Source organism: Limosilactobacillus mucosae DSM 13345, assembly GCF_001436025.1.
GTDB lineage: Bacteria > Bacillota > Bacilli > Lactobacillales > Lactobacillaceae > Limosilactobacillus > Limosilactobacillus mucosae.
The window spans coordinates 30,089-46,465 of the sequence record NZ_AZEQ01000008.1 but is presented as its reverse complement, the minus strand read 5'-3'; the positions used below and the strand labels follow the sequence as shown (position 1 = coordinate 46,465).

14 protein-coding genes, 1 pseudogene and 1 riboswitch are annotated in these 16,377 nt (G+C 48.7%); of the genes and pseudogenes, 7 read left to right on the top strand and 8 right to left on the bottom strand.

Annotated features, from left to right (window positions below):
- Positions 1-2: 2 nt before the first annotated feature.
- Positions 3-704, bottom strand: a pseudogene (locus FC47_RS04750) (ABC transporter ATP-binding protein).
- A gap of 121 nt (positions 705-825) precedes the next feature.
- Between FC47_RS04750 and FC47_RS04745 the strand changes: the two are divergent.
- Positions 826-1,389 carry a TetR/AcrR family transcriptional regulator gene (locus FC47_RS04745; protein WP_006499860.1) on the top strand — a complete coding sequence of 188 codons (564 nt, stop codon included), beginning with the start codon at positions 826-828 and terminating at the stop codon, positions 1,387-1,389.
- 74 nt (positions 1,390-1,463) lie between these two features.
- Here FC47_RS04745 and FC47_RS04740 read toward each other — a convergent pair whose 3' ends face one another.
- From FC47_RS04740 to FC47_RS04730, 3 genes are all read right to left on the bottom strand, one after another.
- A complete protein-coding gene (locus tag FC47_RS04740; protein WP_056968184.1) occupies positions 1,464-2,471 on the bottom strand; it encodes a LacI family DNA-binding transcriptional regulator in 1,008 nt (335 codons plus the stop codon).
- Between the two features lie 140 nt (positions 2,472-2,611).
- A complete protein-coding gene (locus FC47_RS04735; protein WP_006499862.1) occupies positions 2,612-3,952 on the bottom strand; it encodes a gluconate:H+ symporter in 1,341 nt (446 codons plus the stop codon).
- A gap of 17 nt (positions 3,953-3,969) precedes the next feature.
- The gene (locus FC47_RS04730; protein WP_006499863.1) at positions 3,970-5,493 is read right to left on the bottom strand and encodes a gluconokinase; all 1,524 of its coding nucleotides are present in this window, start codon (positions 5,491-5,493) and stop codon (positions 3,970-3,972) included.
- 231 nt (positions 5,494-5,724) lie between these two features.
- Between FC47_RS04730 and FC47_RS04725 the strand changes: the two genes are divergently transcribed.
- Complete coding sequence (locus tag FC47_RS04725) at positions 5,725-6,885, top strand: ArgE/DapE family deacylase (protein ID WP_006499864.1); 1,161 nt, start codon at positions 5,725-5,727, stop codon at positions 6,883-6,885.
- A gap of 203 nt (positions 6,886-7,088) precedes the next feature.
- On the opposite strand, the gene FC47_RS04720 is transcribed toward FC47_RS04725, so the two are convergent.
- A complete protein-coding gene (locus tag FC47_RS04720; RefSeq protein ID WP_006499865.1) occupies positions 7,089-8,189 on the bottom strand; it encodes an iron-containing alcohol dehydrogenase family protein in 1,101 nt (366 codons plus the stop codon).
- A gap of 613 nt (positions 8,190-8,802) precedes the next feature.
- Between FC47_RS04720 and FC47_RS04715 the strand changes: the two genes are divergently transcribed.
- Positions 8,803-9,849: a helix-turn-helix transcriptional regulator gene (locus tag FC47_RS04715; protein WP_056968182.1), complete on the top strand. Its 1,047-nt coding sequence runs from the start codon at positions 8,803-8,805 to the stop codon at positions 9,847-9,849.
- Between the two features lie 124 nt (positions 9,850-9,973).
- Here the strand turns inward: FC47_RS04715 and FC47_RS04710 are convergent, their stop codons facing one another.
- The 3 genes from FC47_RS04710 to FC47_RS04700 form a co-directional block, all read right to left on the bottom strand.
- Positions 9,974-10,624, bottom strand: a complete 651-nt coding sequence (locus tag FC47_RS04710; RefSeq protein WP_006499867.1) for a DUF7679 family protein — start codon at positions 10,622-10,624, stop codon at positions 9,974-9,976.
- Between the two features lie 150 nt (positions 10,625-10,774).
- Positions 10,775-11,683 carry an alpha/beta hydrolase gene (locus FC47_RS04705; protein WP_056968181.1) on the bottom strand — a complete coding sequence of 303 codons (909 nt, stop codon included), beginning with the start codon at positions 11,681-11,683 and terminating at the stop codon, positions 10,775-10,777.
- Between the two features lie 66 nt (positions 11,684-11,749).
- A complete protein-coding gene (locus FC47_RS04700; protein ID WP_045025324.1) occupies positions 11,750-13,054 on the bottom strand; it encodes an APC family permease in 1,305 nt (434 codons plus the stop codon).
- Between the two features lie 188 nt (positions 13,055-13,242).
- Positions 13,243-13,351: riboswitch (TPP riboswitch) on the top strand.
- A gap of 77 nt (positions 13,352-13,428) precedes the next feature.
- On the opposite strand from FC47_RS04700, the gene thiM reads away from it, so the two are divergent.
- Genes thiM through FC47_RS04680 form a run of 4 tightly spaced genes read left to right on the top strand, consistent with a single transcriptional unit; the run spans position 13,429 to position 16,369 of the window.
- Positions 13,429-14,217: a hydroxyethylthiazole kinase gene (gene thiM / locus FC47_RS04695; RefSeq protein WP_006499871.1), complete on the top strand. Its 789-nt coding sequence runs from the start codon at positions 13,429-13,431 to the stop codon at positions 14,215-14,217.
- A gap of 2 nt (positions 14,218-14,219) precedes the next feature.
- Positions 14,220-15,017 carry a bifunctional hydroxymethylpyrimidine kinase/phosphomethylpyrimidine kinase gene (gene thiD, locus FC47_RS04690; RefSeq protein WP_006499872.1) on the top strand — a complete coding sequence of 266 codons (798 nt, stop codon included), beginning with the start codon at positions 14,220-14,222 and terminating at the stop codon, positions 15,015-15,017.
- Between the two features lie 9 nt (positions 15,018-15,026).
- On the top strand, positions 15,027-15,668 hold the full coding sequence (gene thiE, locus FC47_RS04685; RefSeq protein WP_039945725.1) for a thiamine phosphate synthase: 642 nt from the start codon (positions 15,027-15,029) through the stop codon (positions 15,666-15,668).
- Positions 15,669-15,688: 20 nt separating this feature from the next.
- A complete protein-coding gene (locus tag FC47_RS04680) occupies positions 15,689-16,369 on the top strand; it encodes a TenA family protein (RefSeq protein WP_056968178.1) in 681 nt (226 codons plus the stop codon).
- Positions 16,370-16,377: the final 8 nt, after the last annotated feature.

Sequence of the window (16,377 nt, the reverse complement as noted above, 5' to 3'; positions counted from 1 at the left end):
ACCTAACATTCAATCGTCTTGATGTCGGCTGGATGCTCATTACGTTCTTGATTTACCAGCTGACCATCGTGAATATGCAGCACCTGATCACCAATTGGAGCCAAAGCCGCGTTATGCGTAACGATGATGACCGTCGAACCATGCTTGCGACTCATATCTTGTAGAATCTAGAGCACCTGCTTGCCCGTTTCATAGTCCAGCGCACCAGTCGGCTCATCACACAAAAGCAGCTGTGGGTTCTTGGCAACGGCGCGTGCAATTGCCACTCGCTGCTGCTCACCACCGGAAAGCTGGGCAGGAAAGTTGTTGATGCGATTGGCCAGTCCCACCGCTTTCAGTGCTTCAACGGTATCCAGCGCCTGGGGAACGATTTCTGAAGCCAATTCAACGTTTTCCTTAGCTGTCAGGTTGGGAATCAGATTATAAAACTGAAAGACAAAGCCCACGCTCAGCCGGCGATAGGTCGTCAGCTCGCGACGATCATATTTGGCAATGTCTTGACCAGCAACGATAACCTCGCCACTCATATTCGTGTCCATCCCGCCCAAGATATTAAGCAGCGTTGACTTGCCAGCACCTGATGCACCCAAGATGATCACGAGCTCACCTTTTTCAATTGAAAAGCTGATGTCTTTGTTGGCATAAAGCTTTTCATCGCCGGTCTGGTATATTTTTGTATTGTTGCGTACCTCGATTAAGGCCATTATTTTCCCTTCTTTACTGTCAGCAGTTTGCTTTTTTGATTTCTTTACGCTACATTTTAATGGATTCAGACTATTTTGTGATGGCCAAAAATAAATAAGTTGTTGATTTAAGGAGAAAAAAATGGGAATGATCCGCAAAACAGCCTCGAAAGAAAAAATCAAGCAGGCGTTTATCGTGCTTCTAGAGACAGAAGGGTTTCAAAAAATGACAATTAGCAGTCTGGTCAAGCAGGCCGGTATCAATCGCGGAACCTTTTATTTGAACTATCTTGACAAAGACGATCTGGCCCAGCAGCTGGTCAACGATTTCTTCACTGACATTGCCGCGATCCTAAAACAGGACAACGGGGATCGCAACGACTGGTTTTCACCCGCTGCCATCAGTCAAATTATTGAATATGTGCAGAACAATTTTGCTTTTGCCCATGCCCTTTTAAACAGCGATCTAAAGGGACAAGTCAAAGAGCTGCTTTCCCAAATCCTGGCGCAGGCTTTTCTTCATCAGCATGCCAACCTGCAGCAGCCCAAGATCAAGCAGCCCTATGCATCCGAAATCGTTTTTGGCGGCATCGCCTCACTGTTTACGCTTTGGATTCAGCGCAACATGCAGGAGTCTCCCGCCGCGCTTTTACAGATCATCGAAGCCTATCGTGCTACGCCGCCCTATCAAATCTTAAGACCATAAGACAGATGACCAGCTTGGTGTCTGATAATATAAAACCCGATTGATCGCAGCCATTGATCAATCGGGTTTTTAGCTTAAATTGATGAATGGATCTCAACAGTAACTGGCAGAATTGACGTGTCACTGATCAGTGAGTGCCCCTCGATTTGCGTCAGCAGTTTTTGAGCTGCCAGATTGCCCATCAACTCCATGTCCTGCCGCAGCAAAAAGATACCGTCTTCGCCAACGTACTGCGACCAGCTCCAGTCATCAACGCTGATCAGGCCCAGATCCTTAGGAAACGTTACTTTTTCATGCTTAAAGATCTTAAGCAGCGTAAACAGGGTCGGTCCCATCAACGAGATCACGACCGTTCTGCCATCAAGCTGGCCCATTACGCGCGTCAGCTCTCTTGCCAGCCAGTCATCATCATGACCCTTAATCTCAATATTATGATAGGTCAGCCCCGTCTCGCTGGCTGCCAGCTGAAAGCCCTTGATCCGGGGATGCTGGCCAGAAGCTTCGGCAAATCGCGAGCTGACCGTGATCACATTGGCATAGCCCTTTTTGCCCAGCTGCCGTCCCAATCGATAGCTGGCATCGAAGTTGGCGCTGGTTACCTTGCCCACTGTCAGCGGCTGGTCATCGACTTCCCGGTCAACCAAAACCAGCGGCGTCTGATTGCGCAGAATTGATTGATACTGATCAAAGTGCCGCGAGTTTGGCTGCACGATAATGCCGTCAACGCGCTGCTGATATAGATCATCTAAGGCCTTTTTCTCCATTTCTTGCGAGTTGTTGGTGTTCATCAACAATACATCATAACCTGCTGGCTGCAAGATATCATAGATTCCCTTGCTGAGCAGTGATGAGAAATGGTTGGCAATATCCCCGACCAATACCCCCACTAAATGGCTCTGCGTCTGGCGCAGTCGTCTAGCCGAAGCAGCCGGCACGTAATGCAGTTGATTGATCGTGGCGTCAATACGCTCTTTGGTCTGCGCGCTCATTTTTTGATAATGGCCGTTGAGATAGCGCGAGATGGTCGTTACCGAAACCCCCGCCGCTTTGGCAACGTCGCTGATTGTTACATGCTGTGACATAATCCTCTTCCTTTAGCCTGTTTGCTTAGTAAGACTTATTTTATCATAACCGGGCACTAATTAAAAAAGTGCGTAACCACAACTGGGTCCACGCACTTTTATAGGTATTTTAAGAGTGAATCTTTAGCTAAGAAAATCAGTTAGGCAATGATCAACGACAGGACCCAAACGCTTGCCAGACCAGCCAGCGACAATACTGAGGTCAGCGTCGACCAGGAAAGCAGCGTTTCTTTAAGTGACAGACCGAAGTATTCCTTGATCATCCAGAAACCGGCATCGTTGACATGGTCACAGAAGACGGAACCGGCACCGATCGAAAGTACCATCAAAGCACTCATCGTTGGCGACATGTGAGCAGTCATTGGCGCAATCAAGCCAGCTGCCGTCATTGAAGAAACGGTCGAGGAGCCAAGCGAAACCCGCAGCAGTGCCGTGATCAGCCAGGCAGCCAGGATTGGTGAGATGCTGGTACCAGAGAACAGCGTGGAGACGTACTTGGAGATGCCGCCTTCTACCAGCACTTCCTTAAAGGCACCGCCACCACCGATAATCAGCAGCATCATGGCAATCTGTTTAACAGAAGTCGTCATTGACTTGGAGATCTCGCTCATCTTTTCGCTGCGGGCCAGGCCCATCGTCCAGATCGCAAACAGCAGCGACAGTAGCATGGCCGCATCCGGAGCACCGACGAATTGAATGAACTGGTTGACTGGGTTGGTCTTGGAGAGTACAAATGAGCAGATCGTAGCAACGGCAATCAGGATAACCGGCATCATGGCCGTCAACACGGAGATGCCAAAGCCAGGCGTTTCTTCCAGCTTGAATTCCTTGTATTCGCCAAGAACGGAGATATCAACGTCTTTACGGTAAACAGAAGGGTAGATTTTGTGCAGGAAGTAGTTGAAAACTGGACCAGAAATAATGATCGTTGGAATTGCGACGATGATCCCCAAAAGCAGCACGTGACCCAAAGTAGCACCAAGAATGTCGGTAATGGCGGTTGGTGCCGGGTGTGGCGGCAAGAAGGCGTGGCAGACGTTCAAAGTAGCTGCCATCGGAATCCCCAGGTACATCAGCGGCATGTCCAGCTCACGAGCGATGATGAAGATGATTGGCAAAACGACAACCAGACCAACTTCAAAGAACAGTGCCAGACCAATGATAAACGATGCCAGAATTACGGCAACCTGAATCCAGCGCCGCCCGAACTTATTAATCAAAGTCGTGGCAATCCGGTAGCCGCCACCAGCATCAGAAACCAGTTGCCCCAGCATGGACCCAAATCCGAAAATAATTGCTAAGTGGCCCAGCTGACCGCCAATCCCAGTTTCAATCGCGGTTGGTATCTTGGCAACCGGAATCTGCAGACAAAGCGCAATGATAAATGAAGTAACGACCAATGAAACGAACGTGTTGAGCTTCAACTTAACGATCAAGAAGATCAGAATCAAAACCCCTAATAAAACAATGAGCAGTGGCATAATGTTTCCCCCTCAATTTAATTTTCCTGCTGCAGCCGCGCAATCGTTGAATAGGCCGGCTTGAGCAATCCTTCAACCTGTTTGAACAATGGCAGGTACTTTTGATAGACCCGCACTGTAGCCTGCTCCGGCTGATAAGCGCCAACGCTGCCGATCAAGTCTTGTACCGCGTCCAGATCATCAATCATTCCCAGACTCTTCATCGCCATCGTAACCGCACCCAGACATCCTGATTCATAGGATTCCGGAATGTTGACCGCGACGTCCAAGACATCCGCCAGCATCTGCTTCCAGACCTCAGAACGGGCAAATCCACCTGTTGCCGTTACGCTGGCAGGCTTACCAACCAGATCGCATACCGCATCATAGACCGTGGCAATGTTCATGCAGATGCCTTCCATTACTGCCCGCAGCATGTCGGCTCGGGTATGCAGCGGATTCAGGCCGAAGAAGCTGCCGCGCGCGTTGGCATCCCAAAGCGGCGCCCGCTCACCACCCAGAAACGGATGGAACAACAAGCCATGGGCACCGGCTGGAACGCTGGCAATTACTTCATTGGCAACGTCATAAACCGATTTGTCCTCACTCTTGGCAGCCGAACTGTCGACCAGATGATTGGCCGCCCATTGAAAAACATCACCGCCGTTGTTCAAAGGACCGCCGACCACCCAGCGCTGCCGATCAATTGAGTAGCAGAACAGGCGCTGTTCGGGATCGACCACTGGATGATCAGTAGCTACGCGCACTGCCGCTGAAGTCCCAATCGTAATGGCAACCGTATCCTGCCGCGTGGCCCCAACGCCAAGATTGGAAAGCGCGCCGTCAAACGCACCATAGACAAACGGCGTCTCATCATCAAGTCCCGTTGCCTGCTTGGCTGCCGGCGTCAATCCAGTTTCTTTGGTCGTACCGTCAACGATCTCTGGCAGCTGTGAGCGCGTAATGCCAGTCAGCTTCAGAATCTCATCATCCCAATCCTGCGTGTGCATATTGAAAAATCCAGTGCAGCTGGCCGTTGAGATGTCGACTCTAAACTTGCCAAACAGCTTCCAGAACAAATACGACTTAATGTCGGCAACATATGCGGCAGCTGCCATTTTTTCAGGCTGCGTCTGTTTTAGCCACATCAGTTTGGTCAATGGCGACATTGGATGAATCGGCGTCCCGGTTTGCGCGTAGATGTCGGCTCCATCCGGGGTGGCCTTCAGCTTAGCCGCAACCTCACGTGCCCGCGTATCAGCCCAAGTCATCGCCCGCGTCAGCCGCTGATGATTCTTATCCAGTAAGATCACGCTCTGGTTGGCATTGGAAAACGAGACTGCCAATACCTGGCCGCCTAATGACTTGGCCCGCTCAGCCGCATCATGAATCACTTTTTCAACGGCCGCGGTCAGGTCATCCGGATTCTGCTCCGCCATCCCATTACCGTCACGATAAAGCTGATACAGTTCTTTATAAGAATCCAGTACCTGAGCTTTCTCATCGAACAGGACCGCTTTTGTGCTGGTCGTGCCGACATCCACACCAATTAGATAGTTCATCTTCAACTCTCCCCTATCTTCAACAATTCTTGAAAACGCTTTAGGTTATCGATACACCTAGTATAATAAATGCGCTTTCACGTTTTGTCAACGCTTCCAGTTAAATTTGGGAAATCGATAAACCGAAACACGTTGGCGCTGTTGCCTTTTGCTTTTTTAAAAAATTTTTTAGACAGCTGGTGATCAGCGCGCTATGATGGTGTTTAAAAATGATTTAAAGGAGTCTTTTCCATGGATAACCAGGCACGTATCGACTTTTTAAAACAGCTGATTGAAATCGACACGGCTGGCGGTTTTGAGGATCGCTTAGCCGTTGTTCTGCAGTCATTCATGCAGGAACATGGCGTCAACTGCCGGCTATTGCCAGTCATGAAAGGCCGCAGCAATTTCTATGCTGAGCTGGGTGATGGAAACAATAACAAGGTCTTGGCGTTCTGCGGTCATCAAGACGTGGTAAAGACTGAGGATCCCGCCAAATGGCAGTTTCCGCCATTCAGTGCTCATATTGAAAACAATCGCATGTATGGACGCGGGACGGCTGATATGAAAGGCGGTCTGGCGGCGATGGCGATTGCAATGGCCGAATTAAAAGATGAAAGCGCGGGTTTAAACGGTAAGCTGGAACTACTGGGTACCGTAGCCGAAGAAAGCTCCAAGATCAATCACATGCAAGGGGCACAGCGGTTTGCAAAAGACGGCTATGTTGACGATCTGACCGCCGCAATCTTTGCCGAACCGACTAATGCCGACATTGCCTACGCGCATAAAGGATCAATCACCTACCGCATCGACTCGATTGGCAAAGCCGCGCACAGCTCACGGCCGGATCTGGGCTTTAACGCCATTACGCCCTTGATTCATTTTTACCAGGAACAGGAACGATATTTTGGCGAACTGGTTGCTAAATACGAAAATCCAGTCTTAGGACGCGCCGTGCCGGTAGTTACCAAGATTGATGGCGGTGAGCAGCTGAATGCCGTGCCTGATCATGCGGAACTTTTCGTCAAGCTTAGAACCATCCCCGAAACGGACAATGACGAAATCATCGCTCATTTAAGCCGCATCATCGCCAATATCAATGATCAGGATCACGCGCAGCTTTCCATCGAGGTCCTCGGCAGCAAAATCGCCGTCACGACTGAGCGTAATGCCGAAATCGTCGCCATTGCGCAAAAAGCTGCCACCGATCATTTGGGACACAGCTTTAACGTCCGGGGCATTGCTTTTGGCACGGATGCTTCGGAAATGACCAAAGCCAACCGCCACATGGACGTTTTGGTGTTTGGTCCCGGCAACGCCACGGCCCATAAGATCGATGAGTATATCGACTTAGATCAGTATCTCAGCATGATTGACATCTACAAGCAGATTGCCCGCGACTATCTTAAATAAGCTCCAAAAATCCATAATCGGTTCCTTACCAATATGCCCACCGAGAATCCAGGCGAATCAAAAAAATCATCTGGTTATTCGATGGGCTTTTTCTAATTTCAAGATTTAGATGAAAAACGGCCTGACTACGGAAAATCCGCAATCAAGCCGCATCATCTCATTTATTTTTCAGCCGGTGTTGTACCGCCAGCCGATCCTTTATTTTAAGCAACCGTTTCGCCAGCCGTGATTTCTTCAACGCGGGTAATCGCCCGTGCAACAGCCTGTTCACCCGTATCGATTGGCAGAAAATGAATCTGCGTACCGTCTGCGGAAGTGTCGTGGGCAATCTGCGCCACCACGTCTTGATCTGAGCCATCAAGATTCAGATCAGCAAGGCATACCGGCAGACCCATGCTACGGTAAAGCGGCAAGAGCTCAGCCATTTCATCCTCACGCTTTTCAAGAGCCAAAAGTACCAGAATCCCATAAGCAACCCGTTCGCCATGCAGCGAATCACTGGTTGCTGGAAAGACGGTCAAAGCATCATGAACTGAATGAGCACCGGTTGCCCGTGCAAAGTAGTCGCCCCAGCCGCCAACCAGGCCAGAAGTTACGATCACCGTCTCAACTACCTTACGAAAGACCGGCGTCACCTCACCCTTCTTCATGTCAGCAATTGCCTGTTCCGAGTTTTCCAGCAGGTCGTCGCGGCAGGCCTGAGCCATTGCCCGCGAGATCGTCAGCTGCGTGTTGAACTGTTCTGGCTGCATGTTTTCAAAAATCATCTCGGATTCGTAGTACTTGGCCAGCGTGTCGCCAATTCCCGCAACGAAATAGTTGATTGGCGAGTTGACGATTACTTGAGGGTTAAGCAGCATAATGTCGGCCGTTTCATGATAGATCTCGTGATTGATATGCTCGCCGTTTTCATGGTAGTGCACGCTTAAAGCCGACCATGGCGCGCAGTTGCTGGCCAAGGTTGGAATCAGGCCTAGTTTAAAATTGGTTCCCTGCGTAACGCTTTTGACGGTATCCAGGCACTTGCCGCCGCCCAGACCGATCACCATATCAACCTGATTTTGCGTTGCAATCTCTTTGACGCGTGCGATTTCTTCATAGGAGCACTCGCCATTGAAGGGCACGTCAATGATTGCTACGCTGGCTGGCATCTCTGGCATGTAAGGCTTAGCCGCGGCCCATGACTTTTCACCATGCAGGAACAGCACCTTCTTGATGCCGCCTTCCTCGAAATAAGTTGGCAGGTAGTCATAGGCATCATTGGCAGAAATAAAACGTTGTGGTCCACATTGTGAAAACATCATGGTAGATTCCCTCTTTCATGTATCTTATGTCGAATCGTTTAGCAAACCTATGACCGGCAAAATAAAAGCTCCCATTCGCTTTGAATGAGAGCTTCATTTGAGGCCCCCAGCCAAGCTAAAGAAGGGCCAAATTATTTTCAGTCAGCACTGAATAATAATCGGGTCCTTGATTGACAGCATCAGCAGGGCTTGTTTTTGGAGAGCCGTTTGTTGATTAAATTGAACTTTTAATTGAAATTCCATTTTAAACGGCTCCTTTCTGTTTTAAGCCTGGTCAAGATTTAATGGTGTTAGTTTATGATAATTAAATTAGAATGTCAATATATTTTTTAATTTAAATCAAAATAAACGTTTTTGATTTACTAAATTAAATTGTACTGTCATGTGCGGAAATCATATCCGCAAACATTTTAGATATCGGAAATGCTGCTTTTGCCAGTCAAACAGTCGCTAATGAACCGCTAAGCTGCTTAGATCGAACAAGTGATAGCTGGTTTAAAACGACTATTAGTACTTGTTAATATGATTTTAATCAGTTTCCATATCCATGATCAGTCGACTAACCATTGAAATTTTATTTGGTATAATCATATTTTAAAAAGGGGAGTTTTCAATGGCCGACACTAAGGGACAAGCTGCACACTTCATGCTGATCAAGCTGCTGACGGAAGGGATGGTAACCAGCAGCGAGATCGAAGCCGTGGCCAATGTCAAATCAGATGCCATCAACAAGAACTTCAATAAAATCAAGCAATGGCTGGCACCAATGGAGATCACCGTCCAGTCGTTCAATGATCATGATCGGATTTTTCGATTAAACACGGCACCCAAAACGATTGATTTTCGCCGCACTTTGATTATCGCCAAAATCATCATTGCCAGCCGTGCCTTCAGCAAAGCCGATCTTTCCGCGGTTATCAAGGGATTGATGGCTCCATTTAAGGTTGTCAATAAAGATGAGCTTTTCAAGGTACTTTTAAAGCCCAGTCGTGATGAGTATCAGCCCGTTCAATCGCTGGTTGACGTCAATACCTTTGAAACGATCTGCCATGCCCTGTCGGATCAGCACGTCTTAAAAATCACCTACCAAGACGCGCATGGTCAGATTGCCCAGCGCGAACTGGATCCGTTAAGCATTGATTTTAACGATCATTACTTTTATCTGCGCGCAATTTTATACAACGTGCCGGAAAAAGCTAACAACATTCGCAACTACCGGATCGACCGCATTCAACAGGCCAGTCTGACCAGTCTACCGATTGATTGTGATCCCGATGCTATTGAAACCAGCCGCAGCGCCAACATCAACAGTCTGGCCAACATGTTCGGCAGCATCAACGGGACGGTCGAAAAAATCGTGTTCCGCTGTGCGCGCCGCATCATTGAGCCATCACTCGACAAATTTCCCTATGCAGCCAAGGTCTATCATGAATATGACCTAACTACGCCGATCTATGACGCCAGAAAACAAGAGTCGTTCGACTTTGATCAGCTGGCTGCCGATGAGGAAAACGTCGTCATCGAAACCCACGTGGCCAATATTCAAGGCGCCTTGATCTGGCTGCTCAGTGCCGGTTCACAGGTTAAGATCCTGGAACCAGCTGCCCTGGTTGACCAGATTAAAGCCGAGCTGCAAAACGCGCTGAATAACTATAAATAGTCTCAAAATCAAGATTCAATCTTAAAAAATGACGCTGGGTCAAGCCTTGATCCAGCGTCATTTGCTATTCTAAACGATTCTAATGAGCATGGTAACAAGCAATCTCCTGCTTTTTGGCAGTCAGCTAAGCGGCTGGTCTGAGATACCAGTCCAGCCAAAGCGAAAAGATCAGCCCAATCAGTCCACCAACCAACAGCAGCCCGCGCACGATCGACCAGCTGCACAGCATCACCAGGCAGCTGACTGCCAGACTGTACTTGAGCATCAAGCGGCAAGGAGCCTGCCAGCGTGCTCTTTGCCAGTTGCGATTGATGATTTTGACATCACGTTTGATTTGTTCACGATTACCTTGATTATGATCATGCTGCAGATAGACGATCATTTCTTTTTGATTGCTGATGCCCCACCAGCTGTAGCGTGGCTGGACAAATTGACTGCGTGAGATCTGAGCTGGATCAGACGTATGCTGATGGCGACGCTCGGCTCGACGAATCACGCCAGTTTTCAGCGCAACATTGCCCTGTTCATCATATGCTGAAACCGGCACGTTGATCAAAGCGCCTTTAATGATCAAAAACCAGTCTTGACGATGCTTTTTTTCGTGCTGCCGCATTGCATACTGAACGTCTTTGGGTAATTGATACCAGTGTTTTTTTCCGTCTGGCAGCTCAACTTGCACCCAAAAGCTGTACCATTTTTTGCGCTTGGCCTGCTGAATCTCAGCTAACGCCCGCTTGGCAAACGACCAGTCCCGCATGTCTGGCTGATGATCCATTCTCATTCCCCCATTGATAGACTATTTTTCATTATAGGTTAATTAGCCACTGGCAGCAAACATCAAAAAATCCCCGACCCAATTTTTGAGCCGAAGATTTTATTTCAACATTAGGCATTTCTTCACTGATTTTTAAGCGAATATTCGCCACTAATCGATAAAGCGTCGCAAGAAATCGATCTCATCCGCATTGCAGCGGGCCGCGATTTCGGGATCCTTTTGGTTGACATGGAAAACATGACCGCGGGGGTGTTGTGAATCGCCATAGCTTCTAAACTCATGCGGAATTTTACGATCAAGCAGATACTGATCAAAGCGGACAGCCGTATCATGCAGAAAGTCTTGGTTGGCAGTCATAACAAAGACCGGCAAAAAGTCCTTGGTAATATAGTCTTCTACTTTCAGATCGTGTGGATGCAGCGAACGGGCATGTCCAGTAAAATAGGCATCCAGAACGCTTGGCTGAGCCAGCTGCCGTTCCAAAAAGTAACAGCCGCAGTTGAGCAGGCCGGCTTTCAATTTTAAATCCGGCATCTGCATTTCCAGCAGCTGCGCATATTCTGGATTGGTATACATGACCAGATACTGTTCTGCCATCTGCGCGCCGGCACTGTCGCCAGCAATAAAGACGTTGTTGAGATCCAGATCATACTTGTCGGCGTGCTGTACCAGCCAGTGAAAGACTCGGTTAGTTTCCCGCAGCTCGCTTGGGTATTCAACTTCTGGTGCCTTGCGATAGTTAAAGTTGATAAAGGCAAAACCCATCCGTGCCATCGCCAGTCCATAGAATTGATAGGTTTCTTTGGTACCATAAACGTAGCCGCCGCCATGCACGTGCACGATCACCGGCAGTTTTCCTTGATAGCGATGCGGCCGATACAAATCGAGCAGGTTGTCATCACCATGATCACCATAGCGAATGTTGTCAAAGCGATCAACGTTTTCTGGGTACGGATTCAGCCCGGCATCACGCGCGTCATCATTTTCTTTGGCTTCATGGCGAAACTTTTCAATGACCGACAGCCATTTTAAATCGACGTATGAATTGATTTCCGTCATTAAAAATCCCTCCGCTTCTAAATCATCTAATCCGATTATAACGCGGATGGAAAGCGCTGTCTTTGGCTAATTTTCAGCTGGCGGCCGCCTAATCAGCTGTCCCAGATAGCTGACCACCCCGACCAATGCGATGCCAGCCGTGATCTCGATTGCCAAAGGGGTTACAAAACGGGCCAAAAATAAACAGCACAGTAATGCTATCACGGCCAGCACCATTTCATAAATATCAATATGGTCAATCTTGCCTTGTGCATGCCGCCGCTTTAAATCCGCAAATTCAAGCTTGATGGTTGCCATCGCCACGAATGCGTACTGAACGACGGCAATCATGATGCTGCAGGGAATCAGCGCCAGATAATCTCCTGTCATTACCAAAATCAAAACGATACCGGCCGTTAAAAGCGTAGCCACGTATGGAACGCCATTTTTAGTCTTAATGCCGATAAACTTAGGCAGCAGCGCCTTTTCATTTGCCAGCGATGAGACCACGTATGGCGTACTGTAAAACATTGAGATCGCCACGCCGGCAATCGATCCTAACATGCCGATCATAATAACGGCCTCGCCCAGCTTGCCAAACTGCTGACCAAACGCCCAGGCCAGTGGTGCGTCCACGTTGTCGATTCGATTGCCAAGCATCCCGATCGCCACGCCCATGGTAATCACATAGATGACTGCAACGCTAATGACCACGCCAATCAAAAGCTTTGGCAGGTTCTTTTTGGAATTGTGAATGGACGATGCCTGTACCGGCAGAAACGAAAATCCTGGAAACATAAAGAAGATCAGCATAAATGCATGATCAAAGTCACTAAGCGAATTATGGACCGAAGCATTAAAGTTGCCCGGCTTGACGTAAAAAATCCCCAGCACGACAAACAATCCCAAAACTGCCAGCTTCAAGACCGTTGAAAAGTTATTGGCCCAGGTTGACGCCTTTTTACCCAGTAACCGGATCGTCAGTAAAATCAGAATCATTCCCAATCCGGCCCAGCGATAGACCGTAATCTCACTTAATCTTGGTAGCCATGGTCGCAGCCCGCGTAAAAAAGCCGCGATCTCGGTAGCAATCGCCGCGGCGCCCTGCAGCCAGGTAAACAGCCCGATCTCAAAGCCCCAAAATCGGCCAAACTCTTTGTAGGTATAATACCAGCCCGCGCCATTCCCCGAAAAGTGATGCGCCATCTCGGCATAACAATAGGCCATTGCCAAGACTGCCAATGCCGCCAACAGAATCAAGGTCAGGCTCCAGTTGCCGGCATCTTGAAACAGCACGCCAGGCAATAAAAAGATGCCGGACCCGACCATGCTGTTGATGCCAAACAAAAACACCGAGGCAAAGCTGATTTTACCTGCTTGATGATTTGGCATATCCATCCCCCCTTTTTAATATAATTATAATTAATCTATCACTGAATTGACTGCTTGATAAGTTTTCAAAAACAGAATTGCATAGCAAATGACTTTATTGATTGAAATTGAGCATCTCAGCCTAATTGAACGAATTAAGTCTTTTTAAATTTGAATTTTCTGCTATACTAAAAACTAAGTTGAATATTTTTCCGCACTAGGGGAGTCCATGTTCTGGACTGAGACGCGCGCAGTGACGCGTAAACTCTTTGAACCTGTTAAGTCGATGCTTGCGAAGGAAAGTGCTTCTTTTTTGAATTGGAATCAACCAGATCCGCGAGCGTTTTAACGAGTTCGCGGATTTTTTATTTCAGCCAATCAAAGGAGGAATTCATATGAGTCTGATTGCACAGCTGCGCAAACAAAATCCGGTCGTCTTAACGGTTGCTAATATGGTTACGCCCGCTGATGTTGCCAATGGCTTAAACGTTTTAGGCGCTTCGCCAATCATGTCCAAAGCGCCCGAAGAAGCCGAAGACATGGTTAAGATTGCCCAGGCCGTCACGATTAATCTGGGAACCGTTGAAGCCGCACAAAGAAAAGAGATGCTGGCGGTTATGGATGCCGCGCAGTTTTTAGAGGTCCCAGCCGTTTTTGACCCGGTTGCCTGTGCCGGCAGCGCCTATCGTACTCAGGTTGCCAACGAACTTTTGAGCAAGTATCACTTTGCCTGCATCCGCGGAAATGCCGGCGAGATTGCTGCGTTAGCTGGGATTGACTGGCAAAGCCATGGCATCGACGCGGGATCTGGGGATGGTGATCTGACCGCCATCGCGCAGAAATGTGCTCAAAAATATCAAACCGTCGTTGCGATGACTGGAGCCGTAGATATCATTACTGATGGTCAAAAAGTCATCAAGGTTCCATTTGGCTCGCCGCTGTTTGCCGTTCATGTGGGAACTGGCGACATGCTTTCCAGTATTATCGCGGCCTTTATCGGTTTGGGCGGCAGTGTCTTGGAAGCGGCCGCCACGGCTTGCGAGGTCTTTGCCTTAGCCGGCCAGGCCGCTGCTAACAATACCCAGATGCCAAGCCGCTGGTATGACATGTTTTTGGACAATCTTTACCAAGCCGATGATCAATTGATTGCAGCCTGGCAAACCGAATTACAGAAAGAGGACTAAAGATGATTAATGAATTTCCACAAGCCCTTTCGATTGCTGGCTCTGATTCAGGTGGCGGCGCAGGCATGCAGGCAGATCTAAAAACCATGCAGATGCGGCATGTTTTTGCCACGACTGTTTTAGTCGCCATTACGGCACAAAACACGCTGGGCGTTCAAGACGCCATGCCGCTGCCTAAAAAAATCATTGATGAACAGTTCTCTTCATTAAGCGCCGATTTAAAAATTCGCGCCTGCAAAACGGGCATGCTGGCTGATACTGAAACCGTTGAAACCGTCGTCGCCAATCTTAGACAATCCGATTTTGGACCACTGGTAGTTGATCCAGTCATGATTGCAAAAGGCGGCGCGCATCTGTTGACCGATGAGGCGATCAGCACGGTCAGGACCAAGCTGCTTCCCCTCGCCGATCTAGTAACGCCCAACCTGCCGGAAGCAGAGGCACTGGCTGAAATGACGATCAAAAACAACGCCGATATGAAAAAAGCTGGGCAGCGGCTGCAGGCTTTAGGCGCCAAGAATGTCTTGGTTAAGGGCGGTCATTTTAATGATCAAAAACAGGCCAGTGACTTTGTATTGCTGGCTGATGGATCCAGCTTTTGGATGATCTCTCCTCGGATCGACACCAAACGCACGCATGGGACTGGTGATACGATCTCTGCCTGCATTACCGCCGAGCTGGCTAAGGGCGTATCAATGGAAAACGCGATTCGCATCGGCAAGGCCTACGTGGAAGCCACGATTCGCGACGGCATCCAGGTTGGTCACGGGCATGGTCCTTTGAATCACTGGGCAGTCTAGGAGGGCAGTATGCAATTTAGAGAAGAAATGCTTCACTGCTATCTGGTTGGCGGCACCCAAGACGTCAATCATGATCCAAAACGGTTTCTAAATGACGTATCAATCGCAATGGACAGCGGCATTACCGCCTTTCAGTATCGCGAAAAAGGCACCAGCCAACTCAACCAAGAACAGCGCGTGCAGCTGGGATTGAAACTGCGCAGGCTGGCCGATCAGCACCATATTCCGCTGATCGTTGATGATGACGTTGAATTGGCCCAGGCAATCAACGCTGACGGCATCCACGTTGGTCAAAAGGATCAGCGTGTCGAACAGGTCTTAGCCGCGGTTGGCAACACTATGTTTGTCGGCTATTCATGCAATCAGCCAGCACAGATCAAGCACGCTAATCAGCTGCCGGTAGCCTATGTTGGCAGCGGACCGATTTTTCCAACCAGCTCCAAAAATGATGCTGATCCAGCTATGGGACTTGAAAAACTGCATGGGTTGGTCACGATAAGCACCCATCCAATCGTGGCCATTGGCGGCATTACCGAAGCCAACATGATCCAGACGCTTGCTGCCGGAGTCGCTGGCCTTTCAATGATCTCAATGATTCTGCAAAGCGCTGACATTCAAAAAACCGTTCAGCATATCAATTCTTTATACTAAATCAACCAGGTGAAATTTTTATGAACGACTCAAAAACCACTAAATTTTCTGAAAAACTGCATCAAGCAGCTGCACCACTCTGGCAAAAAAGCATTCACCATCCATTTATCACTGAACTGGCCAGCGGTAAACTGCCATTGGCAACCTTTCGCTATTATCTGACGCAGGATACCAAATACCTGACCGCGTTTGAAAAGCTGCACGAAAAAACTGCCGCCCTGCTTTCTCAATCACAGGGCGCGCTGCTCTTAAAGCTGGCTAACGGTTCCGGAGAAGACGTTCAGCGCAGTCCAATGCTGCAACAGCTCAAGCTCAGTCCAGCAGAGATTCAGCAAGCTCCCATCGCTCCTAACAACTACGCTTACATTACCCATATGGAGCATCAGCTGAGCGTTGATCCCGCTGCTGCCGTGACCGCTCTTTTACCCTGCTACTGGCTTTATGATGAGATTGCCGACTACTGGAAAGATCAGACCAGTCCCGTTCCCGTCTACCAAGCATTTTTTGACAGCTATCAGACAGTCGGCTTTGATACCAGTACTCAACAGCTGATCGGCTTGGTCAACGAACTGGCTGCCAACAGTAGTGAAACCGTCAAACAACAGATGATGACGGCCTTTTTGCGCAACAGCAGCTATGAGCTGGGCTTTTGGCAAATGGCTTATACTCACCAGACCTGGGCTGACCTGGCTGATAATTAAGCAACAGA

What these genes read in the sequence shown, in the direction of transcription:
- FC47_RS04735 (WP_006499862.1), bottom strand. Translation starts at nt 3,952, where the DNA reads ATGCCACTGCTCATTGTTTTATTAGGGGTTTTGATTCTGATCTTCTTG.
- FC47_RS04680 (WP_056968178.1), top strand. Translation starts at nt 15,689, where the DNA reads ATGAACGACTCAAAAACCACTAAATTTTCTGAAAAACTGCATCAAGCA.
- FC47_RS04745 (WP_006499860.1), top strand. Translation starts at nt 826, where the DNA reads ATGGGAATGATCCGCAAAACAGCCTCGAAAGAAAAAATCAAGCAGGCG.
- FC47_RS04700 (WP_045025324.1), bottom strand. Translation starts at nt 13,054, where the DNA reads ATGCCAAATCATCAAGCAGGTAAAATCAGCTTTGCCTCGGTGTTTTTG.
- thiM (WP_006499871.1), top strand. Translation starts at nt 13,429, where the DNA reads ATGAGTCTGATTGCACAGCTGCGCAAACAAAATCCGGTCGTCTTAACG.
- FC47_RS04725 (WP_006499864.1), top strand. Translation starts at nt 5,725, where the DNA reads ATGGATAACCAGGCACGTATCGACTTTTTAAAACAGCTGATTGAAATC.
- FC47_RS04740 (WP_056968184.1), bottom strand. Translation starts at nt 2,471, where the DNA reads ATGTCACAGCATGTAACAATCAGCGACGTTGCCAAAGCGGCGGGGGTT.
- thiD (WP_006499872.1), top strand. Translation starts at nt 14,220, where the DNA reads ATGATTAATGAATTTCCACAAGCCCTTTCGATTGCTGGCTCTGATTCA.
- FC47_RS04710 (WP_006499867.1), bottom strand. Translation starts at nt 10,624, where the DNA reads ATGGATCATCAGCCAGACATGCGGGACTGGTCGTTTGCCAAGCGGGCG.
- FC47_RS04715 (WP_056968182.1), top strand. Translation starts at nt 8,803, where the DNA reads ATGGCCGACACTAAGGGACAAGCTGCACACTTCATGCTGATCAAGCTG.
- thiE (WP_039945725.1), top strand. Translation starts at nt 15,027, where the DNA reads ATGCAATTTAGAGAAGAAATGCTTCACTGCTATCTGGTTGGCGGCACC.
- FC47_RS04720 (WP_006499865.1), bottom strand. Translation starts at nt 8,189, where the DNA reads ATGATGTTTTCACAATGTGGACCACAACGTTTTATTTCTGCCAATGAT.
- FC47_RS04730 (WP_006499863.1), bottom strand. Translation starts at nt 5,493, where the DNA reads ATGAACTATCTAATTGGTGTGGATGTCGGCACGACCAGCACAAAAGCG.
- FC47_RS04705 (WP_056968181.1), bottom strand. Translation starts at nt 11,683, where the DNA reads ATGACGGAAATCAATTCATACGTCGATTTAAAATGGCTGTCGGTCATT.